The following is a 17,245-nucleotide window of genomic DNA, read 5'->3' on the forward strand; positions in this document are numbered from 1 at the left end:
CTAGCGCAGACGGTGTCCAATTAGTCCGGCTGCAAGGGTATTTCCTGTCGATGAATCGGTCACCAGGAAATTACCAACTGCGCCGCGTGCTGCATAGTCTTCTACTGGGAGTTCCTCAGCGACTTCAATGCTCACGTGCGCGATGTCATTGAGCGCAATCTTTTCTGGCTCCAGAACATCGAAGTCGACGCCATCTAAGTCCAGCACGCGCTCAATGCTCGTGATGCGGCCCTTGACAACCTTGGATCCATAACGGACCTTGTACATTGGTCCGATCTTCAAGTCTTTTTCGGTCAAGGCCACAACAGTGGCTTCAAAAGAACGCACCGCTTCTGGACGCTGCGCACCAGAGATGAGGTCGCCGCGGGCCAGGTCGATGTCATCGGCAAGCCGCAGCACGACAGAATCACCATTGACAGCGGACTCTGCAGGCTCTGGACGGTCAATATGGGTAACCGTGGTGCTGCGTCCGTTATCGAGATAAACAGTATCGCCAACCTTGACTGAACCCGCCTCAATTCGACCAGCGTAGCCGCGGTAGTCCGAAGCATGCTCGCGAATGACGTACTGGATTGGCAAGCGGAAATCCAACTCGGATGCGCGGCCGGTGCCGACCTCGAAAGATTCCAAAAGCTCCAGCACGGTCGGGCCGGTGTACCACGGCATATTGGTAGAAGGCTCCACCACATTATCGCCGCGCAGCGCCGAGATTGGCACCACGTGGGTATCTTCAATGCCCAAACGATTAGCCACCGAGGTAAATTCCGCTTCGATATCGCGGAAGACAGACTCAGAGAAGTCAACCAAGTCGATCTTGTTGACACCCAAGATCACGTGGCGCACACCCAGCAAGGCAGCCACGTTTAAGTGGCGGCGGGTTTGCTCCACAACGCCGTGGCGGGCATCGATAAGCACGACGACGACCTGGGAGGTTGACATACCGGTGACGGTATTGCGGGTGTACTGCACATGGCCTGGAGTATCAGCCATGATGAAAGTGCGCTTATCGGTTGCGAAGTAGCGGTAAGCCACGTCGATCGTGATGCCTTGCTCGCGCTCGGCACGGAGGCCATCGACAAGCAGCGAAAGATCCAGGCCATCAAAGCCGCGGTCCTTCGAGGACTTTTCCATCGATTCCAGCTGGTCAGCCAGCACCGACTTCGTATCGTGCAATAACCGGCCCACAAAAGTGGACTTGCCATCATCGACGCTGCCGGCGGTGCACAGGCGCAGGGTCTCGCGGGTTTTAAGTGTTGCCACCGAGCTCATCAGAAATAGCCTTCCTTCTTGCGGTCTTCCATGGCAGATTCAGACAATTTGTCATCGGCGCGGGTTGCACCGCGCTCCGACAGGGTGGAGATAGAAATCTCTGCCAAGATTTCATCCGGGGTGGTTGCCGTGGATTCCACAGCGCCGGTGCAGGACATATCGCCGACAGTGCGGTAGCGCACGGTCTTTAGCTGCAGCGGCTCATTTTCGGTCGGGCCGCCCCACTCACCAGGAGAAAGCCACATGCCGTTGCGGTTGAACAGCTCGCGCTTATGCGAGTAGTAAATCTCCGGCAGACGCAGCTCACGCGCGCCGATGTATTCCCAGATATCCGCTTCGGTCCAGTTGGAAATTGGGAAGACGCGGATATTCTCGCCCGCCATCTTGCCACCGTTGTACAAATCCCACAGCTCTGGGCGCTGACGGCGTGGGTCCCAGCCACCGAAGGAGTCACGCACAGAGAAGATGCGCTCTTTCGCGCGGGCACGCTCCTCATCGCGGCGCGCACCACCCAGTACTGCGTCGTAGCCTCGCTCAGCGATGGTTTCTACCAAAGGCACCGACTGCAAAGGGTTACGTGTGCCATCAGGGCGTTCTTGCAAGTCACCGCGGTCAATCCAATCCTGAACCTTGGCCACGTGCAGGCGTGCTCCGGTTTCTTCCACCAGCTCATCGCGGAACTGGATGACCTCAGGGAAGTTATGGCCGGTATCAATGTGCACTAATTCAAAAGGCACAGTCTGCGGCGCAAAAGCCCGGCGCGCTAGTTCAAAGACAACGCAGGAGTCTTTGCCGCCAGAAAACAGCAGGCCCACCTTGTCGAATTGGCCGGCCACCTCGCGCAGGATGTGGATGGATTCATTTTCCAAGTCCTGCAGATGCGGCGATAAAGTAGTAGTCATGAGAGATTAAAGTCCTTATATCTAAAAAGTTATTCGTGCAATCCGCACTCGGTTTTGCCATCAGCAAAGACGCGGCCCGCGCGCGCATCATCCCCATCGCCAACAGGGAAAGTCACGGGCGCACAACCGATCGAGCGGTAGCCTTGCAAGGTCAAGGGGTGGATGACCAGGTTTTCATCGGCAATGTACTTGTCCGTATCGGCTAGATCCCAGGTGATAATCGGGGAGATTTTCAACCGCCCGGTCCGATCCAGGCTCAGCGCCGGAGCTTGGGCGCGGTGCTCGGAGTCAGCGCGGCGCAGGCCCGTAATCCAGCCGGCGTATTCATCCATGGCCATATTCAGCGGTTCGACCTTGCGCATGCGGTTGTAGGCCGCCAGGTCCCAGCTGTACATGCGCGGGCCGTAAATTTCGTCCTGCTGCTCAGGGCTTAGCAGTGGCTTAATTCGCTTGAGTGGAAGTTGTGGATAGCGCTTTTCCACAGCGTCAGCAGTTTCTAAGGTTTCCGGGAAGTGGAAGCCGGTATCGATAAATAACAGGTCCGCATCCAGTCCGGCTTTCGCGGCTAATTCCGCGAGCACGGTATTTTCCATCGACATGGTCACAGCCAAGCGCCCGGGCGCGTGCTCAGCGGCCCAGGCCATGATGTCGGTCGCAGTGGCATCGAAAAGCTTATCTGCCCATTGCTCGACTAATTCTTGGTTTTTCTGGGCAACATCAGCCGCAAGGGGCGCGGTGTCGCGGGTGCCTTGCGGGCTTATCGATGCATCCAGGTAGTTCTTGCCTGCGTTCAGTAGGTCGGTCATGCCCATTACTTTAAGCGGATTACGTCTTTTGTACACCTGCGGAAATCATTTAGGCGGCTAAGCGGGCAATTTAGGAAGAATAAATATCTCGCCAAAGTGAAACACTTAGTCTATTTTAGTAGACTAAGCAGTCTATAAAGGAGTTTCCATGACACGCGTTTCCATCGTTGGCTCTGCTGCAACGAGCCTACAGACAGCCGAACATCTTATCCGCGCCGGGATGTCCGTCGACCTCTTCACCGAAGAACCCGCCCCCTTCGGCCTACTCAACAATTGCCCCGACGGAGCCGCTTTGCGTCTCTTTGGCAATATCCGCATCGGCGTGGACATCACCATGGATGAAATCTTGCACGATGATGCCGAAGCCCTCCTGCGCGCCCGCGGGGTCGCATATACCACCTGGAGCGGTGGTTGCCCCGAAAACCCCATCGACTGGGACGCGGTCATAGAACGCGCCAGCCTAGTGCCCGTCGTATACTTATGAGGTAATGAATGATAAACACATCCGGCTATCAGACGATGACCGCAATGAGGCCATAAACCAGCTCGCCCGCGCCGTCGGCGAGGGTCGGTTGAGCATGGAAGAATTCGAAGAACGCTCCACCGATGTTATGGGCGCAACCTATGGCAAAGACCTCGTGCCCGTACTGCGTGACATTCCCGCCCATAGGAATACGGACATTAAAGAATTTTCGCGCGCTGACATCGACAAGCTGCGCGCCGACGGCCGCAAGACCCGCCTTGGCATCGCGCTAATCTCCTCGCTCGTGGGCATTACCGCAGGGCCCCTACTGATTACTTCGAACCTCGCCATCGCCGGGATTGCCTTGTTGATCGCCGTGCCGATCATCTGGATTTTGCTCTACGTCATGAAAGTCGGCCCAGACTCCTGGCACGCCCCGTCCCTGCGACAATTAGAACGCATGCGCAAACGCGAAATCGAGGCGCAACGCAAGGATAAGTGGAGCCAGCTTTCCGATGAAGCCCTAGGACTCGCGCAACGCCAGCTATCAAGGTGGAATAAGAAGTAGTTATGGCACAATATTGCGTATGACTTCTCCACGACTTCGAATCCTTGACCAAGCCGACAAACTGCGCAATGTCGCCTACGACATCCGCGGCGAGGTGTCAGCGGAGGCGGAGCGCATGGAAATGGACGGCAACCGGATCTTGCGCCTAGATACCGGCAACCCAGCACTCTTTGGCTTTGATGCTCCCGATGTCATCATGCGCGATATGATTGCTGCCCTGCCGACTGCTCAGGGCTATTCCACCTCCAAGGGAATCGTATCTGCGCGCCGGGCTATCTACACCCGCTATGAGCTCGAGGACTTCCCGGCTTTCGACATCAATGATGTCTACCTCGGCAATGGTGTCTCTGAGCTGATCATGATGACCATGCAAGCCTTGCTTTCCGATGGCGACGAGGTGTTAATCCCTGCCCCTGACTACCCGCTGTGGACTGCTGCGACCTCGCTCTCGGGTGGTACACCTGTGCACTATATCTGCGATGAGCAAGACGACTGGAATCCGTCCATCGAAGATATCGAATCCAAGATCACCGAGCGCACCAAGGCGATTGTGGTCATCAACCCGAATAACCCGACGGGTGCCGTGTATTCGCGCGAGGTGCTTGAAAATATCGCGGCTGTGGCCCGCAAGCACTCCCTGTTGGTGCTCGCTGATGAAATCTACGACCGCATCCTCTACGACGGTGCAAAGCACATCTCCATGGCATCGCTTGTGCCGGACCTGCTGTGCATTACCTATAACGGCTTGTCTAAGGCTTACCGCGTTGCCGGATACCGCGCTGGCTGGATGGTGCTGACTGGCCCGAAGAACCACGCTGCCGGTTTTATCGAAGGCCTGGATTTGATGGCAGGCACACGCCTGTGCCCGAATGTGCCAGCACAGCACGCCATTCAGGTAGCACTCGGTGGCAAGCAGTCGATTTATGAGCTCACCGCAGAAACCGGTCGCTTACACCGCCAGCGTGACGTTGCTTTTGAAAAGCTCAACGAAATCCCTGGCGTCTCCGTGACCAAGGCCCAAGGCGCGCTTTATGCTTTCCCGCGCCTAGACCCCAATGTGTATGAGATTCACGATGATACAAAGTTAATGCTCGACATCTTGCGCTCTGAGAAAATCCTCATGGTGCAAGGCACCGGCTTTAACTGGCCGACCACCGACCACTTCCGTATTGTCACCCTCCCCTGGGTTTCGCAGTTGGAAGAGGCGATTGAACGCCTCGGCAACTTCCTGGTTAGTTATAAGCAGTAAAATTATCGGCTATGTCCTGGGCGGTTCCCCTCCACCCTTCCCGAAACTGCGGGTTGGGATTGTGGAATATGGGACCGCCTGGTTCTTCTTGGCGGCCTGCCCAGCCATACTCATCACGTTCGATGCGCCCATTTTTCGGCGGCGCATTCGGGTTGTCATCGTTTTGCGCGTTGTGCGGACCGCACAAGCTCACGGTGTTTTCCCAACTGGTTTCGCCATCGTGATAGCCCACCGAGCGGATGTGGTGCACCGCGCATAAAATCGCCGGCAGATTGCAGGATTCATGCGCGCACACGAGATTTTCTAGAACCACGCCCACACGGTGCAGTCCGGTAGAAAAGCGTTCACGCACAATCGGCGCGATGGTCTCTAGCTGTGCTTTGCCGTCTTTTATGGTGGTTAATGCCACGTAACCGGTACCGGCAAACTTGAGATTTATCGCTTCATCCAGCGGTATCTGCGCCCCGGACAAGGTATTCAAGTGCCCGCGGGCAATATCCACGTTTGGGTCGCCGGAGAAGATAATCATCGGCGTATAGGTAATATTCGCCTCATTAACGTCATCGCCTGAGCCGTTAAGCAGGCGATTGATGACCCAGTTCGCCAGCAACTGGTCATACTGCAGCACTGGGTTCTTCTTCATCGCGGTTTTTATATACGGGTCCGCCGCGGTCATAATCGCGCGCGCTTGGTCCGATTTGAACTTGCCCATCAGATTCAGCATGCCGTTTTCATCCGGTTGCTTGGCAAAGTTCAGCCGGTTGGTCCTGCCCTTGCGCCCGCCCCGCTCAGTCTGCGCCACGATTTTGCGCAACCTCGCATCTGCTTCGTGCATGGATGCGCCTTCACATGCTTTGAGCATCCTGCTGAGGATGGCGGGGACATGGTTAAGCCTGGCGTCCACCTTGCCTATTGCTTTCGATACTAAACCCAACATGTCCAAGCTCAAGCCCAGCTTGGCCGCGACCTTGCCGCGCGGGCGAATCCGCTTGAACACCCGTTGCAACTCGCGCACCTCGGACTCCGCGATGCCATCGCGGCGCGCAATGCTGGTGGCCTGCTGGGTGCCGGCGCGCTTGTGAAATGCCGCCAGCACATCCCAGCCGCGGGCCTTCGCCGCGAGGTATGAACTATACGCATCTGTCATGCCGCTCAGCCTAAGACCGCGCTGAGCGCTTGCCAAGACTTCGAAGGCTTGCGTACTCAAAGCTGTGGATAACCTTTCAGGCGAAATGGATATGCGCAGGCTAGAGTATGTGTATGAATAATTGGCGGAAGGGTCTACTGGCCCTGTTGGCGCTGGCGGGAATCATCACGCTAGTTGGGTTGGTGTGGTTGTGGCCTAGTGCAGCGACGAAAGCGGGTGAGGATTTCCCGTTTAATCAACCGCAAGTTCCGGGCACAGTGGTCAAGGTGGATAACCATCTGTGTGATTCTGGACTGACCGGCACGCGCGTGGAGACGGCCCCGCTGATTCCTGCAGGTGACGGCGGCGACTGCACGCGTTCCCTGGTGGAGTTTGATGACGGCACTTTCACCTCGCTGGTGCACTGGGGCATCGCCGGCGAGCCGGAGCTAGCCGAGGGTGACCGCATCACCATGTCGGAGACCGACGGCAGCCTGTACGCTTTCGCCGATTATGAACGCACCAAAAATCTGCTTATCTGGGGTGCTGTCGCTGCGATCGTCATAATCGTGGTTGCGGCGTGGCAGGGTCTGCGTGCACTCATCGGACTGGCGTACAGCCTCGCGGTGGTGTTTGTCTTCCTCATTCCCGGGCTCATGGCCGGCACGAGCCCGCTGCTACTCGCGTTAGTCGCGTGTTCGACGATTGTGTTCGTAGCTGTGCCCTTGGTCCACGGCATCAATTGGAAAGCGGCGTCGTCGTTGGGCGGCGTGCTCATCGCCCTGGGTTTGGCTGGCTTCTTAGCGTGGGTGGCGATTGATTCAGCCTCGTTGCAAGGGCTTTCCGATGATTCCAACCTCAAGCTTCTCCTCTACGTCCCCGGTGTGTCCATCGTGGGAATTTTGCTCAGTGGCTTCGTCATCGGCGCATTGGGAAGTTTGAATGACGTGGCTATTGCGCAGGCTTCGACGGTCAATGAGCTGGCCTATGCGCAGCCCGATGCGGGTGTGTGGGAGCTTTTTGTCTCCGCCATGAAGGTCGGGCGTGACCACATCGCGTCGATGGTCTACACGCTGGTGCTGACGTATACGGGTGCGAGTTTGCCGCTGCTGATTCTAATCTCCGCCGCCGACAGAACTATTGCCAGCACGTTGAGCTCCGATGTCGTGGCCACGGAACTGCTGCGCTCAGGTGTGGGCGCGATTGCGCTAACGCTCGCAGTTCCGTTGACCACGGTGATTGCGGCACTTACGGTGTCAAGGTCCGACCTAGAGCTTCCACGGTCCACCCCGCGGCATTCCAGGAAGCGACGTCGAGGACGTTACGTCCATCAATAATGTGGGTTCGCGCGACCAGCTCAGCCACGGCTTTCGGGTCGAGGTCGCGGAATTCTTGCCATTCGGTCGCAAGGATTACTAATTCCGCATCAGAGAGTGCCTCGGAGGCACTTTCCGCGTAGCCGAGTGTTGGGAAGACCTTGCGGGCGTTCTCCATGCCTTGGGGGTCATAAACCGTGACGGCAGCACCACCCAGAGACAGCGAGCCTGCCACAGACAGCGCGGGCGAGTCGCGGACATCGTCCGAGTTGGGCTTGAAGGCACAACCCAGCACGGTCACGCGGTGTCCCAGCAAAGAGCCATTGAAAGCACGTTTGGCCAAGTCCACCATGCGGTCGCGGCGGCGCATGTTGATCGCGTCGACTTCGCGCAGAAAGGTCAGCGCTTGGTCCGCGCCGAGTTCGCCGGCACGCGCCATAAATGCGCGGATATCTTTGGGCAGACAGCCGCCACCAAAGCCGAGGCCGGCGCCTAAGAATTTGCGGCCGATGCGGTCATCGTGACCAATGGCATCGGCAAGCGCCACGACGTCACCGCCAGCGATTTCGCAGATTTCAGAGACCGCGTTGATAAAAGAAATCTTGGTGGCCAAAAAGGCATTCGCCGCGACTTTTACCAGTTCCGCGGTTTGTAAGTCAGTGACCAAGAAGGGCGTATCCTGCTCAAGAGGCTGCGCATACACCTCGCGCGCCAAAGCCTCAGCAGAACTTTCACCAGAGCGCACTCCCAACACGATACGGTCTGGGGTAATCGTGTCTTTGACCGCGTAGCCTTCGCGCAGAAATTCAGGATTCCACGCGATTTCCACCGAGGTGCCCGAAGGCGTCAAAGAATCCGCCAACTCCTGCAACTCTGCTGCTGTGCCAACTGGAACCGTGGACTTGCCAAAAATAACGTGCTCTCCGCGCAACAACGGCACGAGCTGCTCAATCACCGCACGCACATAGGTCATATCCGCAGCATAAGAACCGTGGCGCTGCGGAGTACCCACGCCTAGAAAGTGCACGTTGGCAAACTCTGCGGCGAGCGCGTAGTCCGTCGAAAAGCTCAAGCGCCCAGCAGCCAAATTCCGCTCGAGTACTTCCGGCAACCCCGGCTCATAAAAAGGCACCGTGCCCGACGACAACGCCGCGATCTTATTTTCATCCACATCCACGCCGAGCACTTCATGGCCCAATTCGGCCATGCATGCTGCGTGTGTTGCGCCTAAATACCCGGTACCAAAGACTGTCATTTTCATAAGATGCCAGCCTAATAGCCCAAGTTGAACCCACGATTAAATCTATTGAAAATTCAAGTACGACTTCGACGGGGTGGGGCCGCGCTGACCTTGGTACTTCGAACCGAGTGCGCCAGAGCCATAAGGAACTTCAGCTGGCGAGCTCATCATGAACATCGCCATTTGGCCGACCTTCATGCCCGGCCACAAGGTGATCGGTAGGTTTGCCACGTTGGAAAGTTCCAAAGTGATATGCCCAGAAAAACCGGGGTCGATAAAGCCCGCGGTGGAGTGGGTCAAAAGGCCCAGTCGGCCAAGGGAAGATTTACCTTCCAAACGGCCCGCCAGGTCATTAGGAAGGGTGAACTTCTCCAAGGTGGCAGCAAGTACAAACTCACCAGGGTGCAGCACGAAAGATTCACCCTCAGGAACTTCGACCTCAGTGGTCAAATCGGGCATGTCACGCTTAGGGTCGATGTGGGTGTACTTCGAGTTATTAAAAACCCGGAAGTACTTGTCGATGCGAACATCCACGCTCGACGGTTGGATAAGCTCCGGCTCAAAAGGCTCAATGCCTAGGCGTCCAGCTTCAATGGCAGCGCGGATATCCTTGTCGGATAGAAGCACAATGACCCTCCAAGTTTCTGAGGTTTTATTCCTCGGTGTACACTTATATTTTGTTACGCGCCGGCGTAGTTTAGTGGTAGAACATCAGCTTCCCAAGCTGATAGTGCGAGTTCGATTCTCGTCGCCGGCTCCATTTTAACCTAGCTGCAGGTCACAATCGGCTGGGGATCATAGACGGTGGTTACTGTCTCGCGGTTGATTTCATTCCCGCTCAAATCCCGAATAATCCGAGTATCGGACGTAGTAAATCCAGGCGCACCTGAAGAAGGCGCACAATCGCTGCCGGATAATTGAATCCGGTGCGGCGAGGTTTGTGCCCAGCGGCCATTGTTAACAGATTCCACATCTACAGTCTTGACACCCATCAACTTCACGGTCACGTTGCCGCCGCCAAAGCTGGTTTGAATCTGCACGGGGTACTGCGAATCATTCTTGAACTGCAGGTCAATCGCACCTTCATACACCGTGGCTTCACGGCCCGCAGGGTAACGGGAGATGTAGTAGGAGTGCGGGGTGTGCGCAACATCGGTCATGCCAGCGAAGTAGGAAGCGTTGTACAAGGTAGTCGCAAACTGCGAAATGCCGCCGCCGACAGCAGTGCCTGCGTGGCCGTCAATAATGATGCCGGATTCCACAAAGCCCTGGGCTGCACCGCGAGGACCGGTGTAGCCATTCAAAGAGAAGGTATCGCCCGGAGAAATAACCGCACCATTGACCATTTGCGCGGTTAGCTCAATATTACGGCCAGAAGCATCCGAGTAACCCGAAGTTGTAAACTCGCCGACGACCTCATCAAAGGAGGCGTTCTCTGCGTCTTCGGTAGTAAATTCTGCCGGCTCATCCTCATAAGCCGCATCCCATTCCCGAGGCTCTTCGCCCAAAACGCGCTTATCAAAATCGCGCAGGGTGGTCTCCCAGTCGATCACTTCACCATCGGAGTGCGGGGTAACCTGCATAGCCCCAGAGGCAAAGGAAATCTGCGCATTTTGCATTTCGGTTTCAGTATCGGCCAAGGTGGCATCGAAAAGCTCTTGTGCGCGCTCAACATCAATGTCTAGCTGGAGGTTTTCTCCCTCCTTCTTGACCCCAACGAAGCTGGAAATAGCTTGTTTATCCAAGCTTGCGGTGACATCTTCGCGGCCCTTGAGCTCCAAGTCGCCGTTGAGCGCGGCCTTCGCAGGGCCCGCGGCGAATTCATCGACCTTGTCCTGGTCAATGACCGGCTGCACGTCCTCTGGCTCTACCTCCACGCCCTTCGGGTCAAGCCAATCACTGGTGACCTTCTCCTCCAGCTGGCCGCGGTCAACGCTTTGGCCAAGCTTGGCATCAACGGTCTTGACCTCGCCTTCTTCAATGGCAACCTGGCCATCGGTGGCATCGAAAGAAAGCTCATTGCTCAGGCGGTTGAGCACGGGTTCCAAGGCAGTTGGTTCAATGTCGGCATCGACATCAATTTCTTGGGGTCCGCCGAAAAACGCCGCCAAGCGGGCAAAGGGGTTCGTCGAAGCTTCAGGAATCGAGTCCACTGCCTCAGAAAAATCCAGCGACATGCCGGCCTGCTCAGGGATAAATTGCGCTTCGCGCTCTCCCGCGGTCACGGTCACAGACTGGGAGGTGGCGCCGCCGAGTTCGCTTTCGAGCTTGTCGATGGCAGCCTGCGGCTCCATGCGCGAAATATCCACGCCGCCGACTGACGTCTTGCGTGGAAGCTTGCCCTTGCCACTGACAACATCCAGTGCGTAGGCAACGCCCAAGATCACCAAAAGGCCCACGAGGAGCCCGGCGATAATGGCCCACTTTTTCCCTGTACCCGCTTTATTCACAGATATTAGGGTAATGCGTTATTACAGGCTATCCAACCTGTGGCAGATGCGAGCGGGGGATCTGCCCTGCTTCCACGGCCTGCACGCAGGATTCTATGACCGCATCAACATTGCTTGCCGATGACCATAGTGCCTGGTCAGCACCCGCCGCCAGCGCCGCCGGGACTGCTTGTTCAATGCTCATCGTATTGGAAATCGCGGCCATACCCGTGAGATCGTCGGTATAAGCAGTGCCGTGGAAATTGTGGTGGTTACGCAAAAGCCCGTAGGCGTGGCTGTTTAGGCTGGCAGGGGTTGTGCCATCGCCAAGCCCTGGCACCACCATGTGCCCGACCATCACTGCTGCATCTGGGGCCTGCGCGAAGGCTTCTTCAAAAGGAATCAAATCGTGCTGGAATAGTTGCGATAGCGGCGGGGTAATCGCCTCGCCTAGGTGCGTATCGCCTGAAGCGTGTCCGTGGCCGGGGTAGTGCTTAAAGACAGCTTGCACCCCGGCGCTTTGCAGACCGCGGGCAAAGGCCGCGCCATAATCACCCGCAAGGCGCGGGTCTTGGGAAAAGGAGCGGTCGCCGACAACTTCCAGCCCGCCACCATCAACGTCAATGACCGGCGCGAAATCCACCGTGATGCCATGCGCTCGCAGGCTTTTGCCGATTTCATACGCTTTGGCCTCTACCTGCTCAACACTCATTGTTGCAGCTAGCTCACGCGGGGAAGGATGCGCGCCTAAAATCTCGGAGAAGCGCTGCACGCGTCCGCCTTCAAAATCAATGGCGACATCAAAAGGCCGGCCGATTTCTTTCCGCAGCCCCTCGATTTGATAGAGCAGGTTCGGATCGGCCCAGCTGGTAATGAAAATCCCGCCGACGCCGGCTTGGAGTTTGGCTTTAGCATCGGCGTAATTGACCACGCCCGGCATGAGCATGCGGGCTACTTGTTCGCGCACATCTACCTCTGGCTTGGACGTGCTTGTCGGCGTTGTCGAGGTGGTTGTTGTCGTGGTGGTGCTGGTCGGGGTTGGGGCGGGGGTGTCATCGACAGGCGCGGCGCAGCCGGCAAGCATGCCTGCCGCGAGAATTAATCCAACAAACCTTTTCATCGATTTCCTAGTGTGCCGCACTCACCCCATTTTGGCTAATAGCATGGTTACAATTGTCGATATGAATAATGCACAGACCATGCTCATTGCCTACGACGGCTCCGATAGAGCTGCGCGCGCCATGGAATATGCTGCGCGTTTCTTGCAACCTGGAACGGTGGAAATCTTAACTGCCTGGGAGCCCGTGGCGCGCCAAGCAGCACGGGTGGTGACGCGCACGGGCCTGCAACAAGCCGCCATGGATACCGAAGCTGTTGAAGACGACCCAGCATATGAAGAGGCTCTGGCGATTTGCCGCGAAGGTGTGAAAGTCGCTGAGGATTTAGGTCTTGCTGGACGTGCGCATTTAGTAGAGTCAGCAACAACCATTGCTTCTGCTATCGTAGACGCCGCTGATGAGTTAGATGTTGATATTATTGTCACTGGTACCCGCGCTTTGAAGGGTTTTCGTGGCTGGTGGAATAATTCCACGGCGGAGCACATTGTGCGTCATGCTGGCCGCCCGGTCTTTATTGTCCCGCCGGAAAAAGATGATGAAGACGATGACCCCGAATACTTCGACTAAGGAATTGTAGAAAATATGCCTCGCACTTTCGGCCCCGCCCTCGGCTCTGTTGTCGTGGGTATTGCCTTGGGGATTATTACCATCATTGGGGTGGCACAGTTCTCCGGGCAGGATTCGGTGCCATCGTCGCATGCAGTACCTGCCGAAGAAGCCGTGATGGGCAGCCCTGAATACGGATCCCGCGGATAGTTGTATGTCCACGCTATCGGGTGGGTAATCTGTGCCGTTTTAGCTTTTGTGCAGCCGTTCGGGCTGATTGCTGCGGATACTAAACATGATTTGAGCGCCGATCCTTTAGGCTTTTTAGCCGGCGCTTTTTCTGTCTACTCTGATAATTTTCCTCTTGGCCAGTTACAAAACCAGGCCTATGGCTACCTGTTTCCACAAGGTGCCTTCTTTCTCCTCACCGACTTCCTACCGGACTGGGTAGCTCAGCGTCTGTGGTGGACAATTGTGCTGGGCGTGGGCTATTCGGGCTTTGTTGTCCTTGCCCGCAAGGTTGTCACTCTTTCCCCTGCCTGGCTGGTACTCGGCGGTTTCGTCTATGCGCTCAGCCCGCGTGCGCTGACCACGTTGACGGCGATTTCTTCGGAGACTTGGCCGGTCATGCTCGCGCCCTGGGTGGTGGCGCCGTTTCTGGTCCAGCGTATTTCCTGGCGGCATATTGCTGCCGCCGTCGTTCCGGTGGCGTGCATGGGGGCAATTAACGCCACCGCGACATTGGCTGCGTGTGTGCCCGCGGCCATCGTGTTGTTATATCGCAAACAATTCAAAGCCTTAGGTCTGTGGCTTATCGGCTGCGCGCTGGTCAGCGCCTGGTGGATTGGGCCGCTGCTCATCCTGGGCAAATACGCGCCTGCTTTTACGGACTATATTGAATCTGCTTATGTGACCACGCGTTGGTTGAACCTGCCGGAGCTACTGCGGGGTACCACCAGCTGGTCCACGTTTGTCGATACCGAGCGCCAAGCCGGTTCCCTGTTAACCACCGAGCCACTTTTTGTCCTCGCTACCTGCGCGGTCGCCGCAGTGGGCTTGGCTGGTCTCACGCGCCTTCCAAAAGTCTGGACCGCGATGCTGCTCATCGGCATCGCCGTCATGGGAACGCACTTAGGTGTTTACCTCGATTTCCTCGATGGCGCCGGCGCTTTTATGCGCAACCTGCACAAATTCGATCCCCTGGTGCGCTTGCCCTTGGCACTCGGGGTGGCGGTCGCAGCGCATAAGCTTGCCACCCGCCGCATGGCTGCCGCCACATTGGTGGTTTTGGTCGTGCTCACCAGCACCGCGCCTGCTTGGACGGGCCGGCTGTTGCCCAAAGGCGCCTACGAGGAGGTGCCGCAGTACTGGCAGGAAGCAGCCGATTTCGTCAACGCGAATGCGCAAGATACCCGTACGCTGATTGCTCCGCAGACTTCCTTTGCACGGCAAGACTGGGGCTGGACGCGCGATGAACCAGCGCAGCCGCTCGTCGATACTCCCCTGGCCTTCCGCGACGCCATTCCGCTTATTCCCGCTGAAGCCATCCGCGGGCTCGACGGCATCATGGATATCTTGCGCTACGACCCCGCCCAGGGCGCCAAAGCGCTGCAGCGCCTGGGAATCGGCGTGGTTGTCTACCGCCACGACCTGCAGAATTCCTTCACCGAATTCGACCCGGAGGAACTTCCCGGTACCGTGCATACCTTCGGCGAGGTCGACGTCGTGCTCTTGGACGAACAACCCGACATGCTCATCGCCGACAACCAGCCCACCACCGTTGCTGGCGGCGGGGAAATCCTCGCGCTGCTCGACATGCTCGGCACCCCCGGCCCACGTCAGCTAGTCAAAGCCAACGCTGACATCGTCTCCGATACTCCAGCGCTGGTGGATAGAAACTTCGGCACACTCGACGGCGCATCCAGTGCACAATCGGCCGAAGGGGACGAATCTACCTCCAACAACGCAGCGCGCGATTATCCTAGCGCCGGGCCATTGACCACCGTGGAAGAGGGGGATGTGCGGTTGTCGGCAAAGTCATCGGCAAGCGATGCATCTGCCTTTGGCGGCGCCAACCCGGCGCGCTCATTGACCGCTGCCGCCGACGGCAACCCCGAAACCGCCTGGTGGCCAGCACCCGGACACACCGGCTGGTTGCAGCTCGACGGCGATTTCCCCAATCCCGAAATCACGCTGACTGCCACGCGCAGCACCGAGGTGGAAATCCACGGGGCCGACGGCGCGAAGGTCACCGCCAAGCTAGAGGCCAATACCCCAAGCACCATCACCGTGCCGGGCGGGCCGACCGAAACCATCCGCGTGGAATTGAGCGAGCGCGTCGGCATTGCCGAAATCGCGCAGGCACAGCGCGTGGTCACGGTGCCGGATACCGCCCCGGATGTACAGCAGTTCATTTTCCAGCGCCTTTTCCTGGACACCGGCATCATCATCCGCGAATTTACTGCCCCACGCGAGATGACCGTCACCCTAGATGCTGATAGAGCAGAAGTGCTTATCGATGACACCCTCTACTCCCCCGGCGACACCCTTACTCTGAGCAAAGGCACGCACCGGGTAGAAACCCGCGCGCAGTGGATGAGCCTTACCGCTACCGAGGAACAGGTGGCTTATGAAGCTACTGGCGCTGAGATTGCGGCTGCCGATTCCGAGCGGATTTTAAACAGCGGCCGGGCTTTTAATGCTGGTCTGCGCGGCTATCTCGGGGATACGGAATTGGCGCCGTTGGAAATTGACGCGGCATCTCAAGGGTTTGTGATTCCAGCAGGAGTCTCTGGCCAGTTTCACATGGAACATGTTGCCGATGGCTTATACCGCGCGTGGCTGCTCATTGGTGGAGCGATTGGCATCGCAACGCTTGTGGCGTGCGCATGGAAAGGGCGTTTGCGCGGTGAGCCAGCGCAATTAGAAATGGGTCCGCCGTGGGTACTCGGTCTTGCGGTTCTAACTACGGTCAATTGGGTCTTCGGCATAGCCGCGCTCTGCGTGGGGGCCGTGTTGCGCTGGACCAATCTTCAGCCGGGTTATTTATCGGCTGCGCTAATGCTCATTGCGGGCGCGATGTTGGCGCGGGCGCCGTGGCCATCGGAAAGCTATGCCGGTGATTCTGTCTTGGTTGCCTGCTTAGCCGCCGCCGCTGTGGCTTGTCTTTTCCTACCGCGGAAATAAAGCCGCGCGGGTTCCTCAATCAGTTCATAGCTGGCATAACTCACCGCGATGGTAAACGCCACGGTGAGAATAAAGATGAGCGTAAAATGCCCTGAGAATAACGAAATACCCGTCAGCGGGAACATCAGGCCCAAGATTGCGACGTGCCATAAGAAAATGGAATAGGAAATCTTGCCCAGGAACTGCCAGATTGTACTCTCCAAGATTTTGCTGGGCCCGCCCAGGGCATAAGGCACCACGAAGCATGCGGCGAATAGTCCGCCAGCGAGAATGCGGCGGTTAAACTCTGCCGGTTCTGGGTGTACCAAACCTTGTGGGCCAAACCATTCGCGTGAAGCCACCCACATGATTGCTGCGGCAAGCAGCCACGCGAGAGGTCGAATGCGAGAGGAGATTTTCACGCGGCCTTCACATTCCGCCGCGAGCATGCCAATCGCAAACCACAAAATATAGGACGGTGGCCAGATTTGGAAGTTGATGCCCTCGCCATCGAAAGCCGCGACGAAAGGTAGCCACGGCCAGGCAAAAGACAGCACTGCGGCGCTAATAATCGCGGCTAAGCGCCCTCGGCGACTTAGCCTGCGCATTGCCCAGGCAATCACAGGAAGAGCAAGGTAAAAGGCCACTTCCACACACAAGGACCACAGGTGCGTGAGCCCCGGCGCGAGCCCGTCGGGGATATAGAGCTGCGTCAGCGTGAGGTTGGTGAGAATCTGCCAGATATCCATGGTCCGAGCCTCGGGGAAAAGCAGAATCACAGCGATGACGCAGACCAGATAAGCAGGAGCGATGCGCGCGGTGCGGTTGCGATAATAGTGCTGGTTAACGGGCCTGCGCCACAGCACAAAGGCCGAAAGTGCGAAGAATACTGCGACGAAATAGTCAAAGCGTTCTGCCAGTGCCCAGCCGGTGCCAGTTTGGAAGGAAACATGGGTGACAACGATTCCTAGTGCGGCTACCGCGCGGATGCCGTCTAAAGCGGGCAGGTGCTGCGGTAAAGTACTAATCGTTATCACCTCCTGTTATT

16 protein-coding genes and 1 tRNA gene are annotated in these 17,245 nt (G+C 57.3%); 8 read left to right on the forward strand and 9 right to left on the reverse strand.

Annotated elements, in window-relative coordinates:
- From CSTAT_RS11790 to CSTAT_RS11800, 3 genes are read right to left on the reverse strand one after another with little or no spacing between them, the layout of a single operon-like run.
- A complete protein-coding gene (locus CSTAT_RS11790) occupies nucleotides 1-1,269 on the reverse strand; it encodes a sulfate adenylyltransferase subunit 1 (RefSeq protein ID WP_066838558.1) in 1,269 nt (422 codons plus the stop codon).
- Complete coding sequence (gene cysD / locus CSTAT_RS11795; protein WP_066796646.1) at nucleotides 1,269-2,171, reverse strand: sulfate adenylyltransferase subunit CysD; 903 nt, start codon at nucleotides 2,169-2,171, stop codon at nucleotides 1,269-1,271. The genes CSTAT_RS11790 and cysD overlap by 1 nt, the downstream gene beginning before the upstream one ends.
- A 29-nt stretch (nucleotides 2,172-2,200) precedes the next feature.
- Nucleotides 2,201-2,983 (reverse strand): phosphoadenylyl-sulfate reductase, encoded by a 783-nt coding sequence (locus CSTAT_RS11800; RefSeq protein ID WP_410110775.1) that lies wholly within the window; start codon nucleotides 2,981-2,983, stop codon nucleotides 2,201-2,203.
- A 142-nt stretch (nucleotides 2,984-3,125) separates the two neighbouring features.
- Here CSTAT_RS11800 and CSTAT_RS11805 point away from each other — a divergent pair, with 142 nt between their 5' ends.
- From CSTAT_RS11805 to CSTAT_RS11815, 3 genes are read left to right on the forward strand one after another with little or no spacing between them, the layout of a single operon-like run.
- Nucleotides 3,126-3,461, forward strand: a complete 336-nt coding sequence (locus CSTAT_RS11805; RefSeq protein WP_066838556.1) for a ferredoxin — start codon at nucleotides 3,126-3,128, stop codon at nucleotides 3,459-3,461.
- A 4-nt stretch (nucleotides 3,462-3,465) separates the two neighbouring features.
- Nucleotides 3,466-4,008 (forward strand): DUF1707 domain-containing protein, encoded by a 543-nt coding sequence (locus CSTAT_RS11810; RefSeq protein ID WP_066796656.1) that lies wholly within the window; start codon nucleotides 3,466-3,468, stop codon nucleotides 4,006-4,008.
- 19 nt (nucleotides 4,009-4,027) lie between these two features.
- Nucleotides 4,028-5,257 (forward strand): pyridoxal phosphate-dependent aminotransferase, encoded by a 1,230-nt coding sequence (locus CSTAT_RS11815; RefSeq protein ID WP_066838552.1) that lies wholly within the window; start codon nucleotides 4,028-4,030, stop codon nucleotides 5,255-5,257.
- Here CSTAT_RS11815 and CSTAT_RS11820 read toward each other — a convergent pair.
- Nucleotides 5,241-6,404 carry an HNH endonuclease gene (locus CSTAT_RS11820; protein WP_075723601.1) on the reverse strand — a complete coding sequence of 388 codons (1,164 nt, stop codon included), beginning with the start codon at nucleotides 6,402-6,404 and terminating at the stop codon, nucleotides 5,241-5,243. The genes CSTAT_RS11815 and CSTAT_RS11820 overlap by 17 nt on opposite strands.
- Before the next feature lie 113 nt (nucleotides 6,405-6,517).
- On the opposite strand from CSTAT_RS11820, the gene CSTAT_RS11825 reads away from it, so the two are divergent.
- Complete coding sequence (locus CSTAT_RS11825) at nucleotides 6,518-7,720, forward strand: YibE/F family protein (RefSeq protein ID WP_075723602.1); 1,203 nt, start codon at nucleotides 6,518-6,520, stop codon at nucleotides 7,718-7,720.
- Here CSTAT_RS11825 and CSTAT_RS11830 read toward each other — a convergent pair.
- Together CSTAT_RS11830 and dcd are read right to left on the reverse strand one after the other, a co-directional pair.
- The gene (locus CSTAT_RS11830; protein ID WP_211273012.1) at nucleotides 7,632-8,960 is read right to left on the reverse strand and encodes a UDP-glucose dehydrogenase family protein; all 1,329 of its coding nucleotides are present in this window, start codon (nucleotides 8,958-8,960) and stop codon (nucleotides 7,632-7,634) included. The genes CSTAT_RS11825 and CSTAT_RS11830 overlap by 89 nt on opposite strands.
- A 42-nt stretch (nucleotides 8,961-9,002) precedes the next feature.
- The gene (gene dcd, locus CSTAT_RS11835) at nucleotides 9,003-9,566 is read right to left on the reverse strand and encodes a dCTP deaminase (RefSeq protein WP_066796668.1); all 564 of its coding nucleotides are present in this window, start codon (nucleotides 9,564-9,566) and stop codon (nucleotides 9,003-9,005) included.
- Between the two features lie 59 nt (nucleotides 9,567-9,625).
- Between dcd and CSTAT_RS11840 the strand changes: the two genes are divergently transcribed.
- A tRNA-Gly gene (locus CSTAT_RS11840) sits at nucleotides 9,626-9,699 on the forward strand.
- Nucleotides 9,700-9,706: 7 nt separating this feature from the next.
- Here the strand turns inward: CSTAT_RS11840 and CSTAT_RS11845 are convergent.
- Complete coding sequence (locus tag CSTAT_RS11845) at nucleotides 9,707-11,389, reverse strand: VanW family protein (RefSeq protein ID WP_075723603.1); 1,683 nt, start codon at nucleotides 11,387-11,389, stop codon at nucleotides 9,707-9,709.
- A 28-nt stretch (nucleotides 11,390-11,417) separates the two neighbouring features.
- Complete coding sequence (locus CSTAT_RS11850; protein WP_075723604.1) at nucleotides 11,418-12,488, reverse strand: glycoside hydrolase family 3 N-terminal domain-containing protein; 1,071 nt, start codon at nucleotides 12,486-12,488, stop codon at nucleotides 11,418-11,420.
- 61 nt (nucleotides 12,489-12,549) lie between these two features.
- Between CSTAT_RS11850 and CSTAT_RS11855 the strand changes: the two genes are divergently transcribed.
- From CSTAT_RS11855 to CSTAT_RS11865, 3 genes are read left to right on the forward strand one after another with little or no spacing between them, the layout of a single operon-like run.
- Nucleotides 12,550-13,053 (forward strand): universal stress protein, encoded by a 504-nt coding sequence (locus tag CSTAT_RS11855; RefSeq protein ID WP_066797979.1) that lies wholly within the window; start codon nucleotides 12,550-12,552, stop codon nucleotides 13,051-13,053.
- 15 nt (nucleotides 13,054-13,068) lie between these two features.
- Nucleotides 13,069-13,242: a DUF2613 domain-containing protein gene (locus tag CSTAT_RS11860; RefSeq protein ID WP_075723605.1), complete on the forward strand. Its 174-nt coding sequence runs from the start codon at nucleotides 13,069-13,071 to the stop codon at nucleotides 13,240-13,242.
- The gene (locus tag CSTAT_RS11865; protein WP_075723606.1) at nucleotides 13,243-16,218 is read left to right on the forward strand and encodes an alpha-(1->3)-arabinofuranosyltransferase domain-containing protein; all 2,976 of its coding nucleotides are present in this window, start codon (nucleotides 13,243-13,245) and stop codon (nucleotides 16,216-16,218) included.
- Here the strand turns inward: CSTAT_RS11865 and CSTAT_RS11870 are convergent.
- A complete protein-coding gene (locus CSTAT_RS11870; protein WP_075723607.1) occupies nucleotides 16,143-17,234 on the reverse strand; it encodes an acyltransferase family protein in 1,092 nt (363 codons plus the stop codon). The genes CSTAT_RS11865 and CSTAT_RS11870 overlap by 76 nt on opposite strands.
- Between the last annotated feature and the right edge of the window lie 11 nt (nucleotides 17,235-17,245).

Origin of the sequence: Corynebacterium stationis (assembly GCF_001941345.1) — a bacterium.
Taxonomy (GTDB): domain Bacteria; phylum Actinomycetota; class Actinomycetes; order Mycobacteriales; family Mycobacteriaceae; genus Corynebacterium; species Corynebacterium stationis.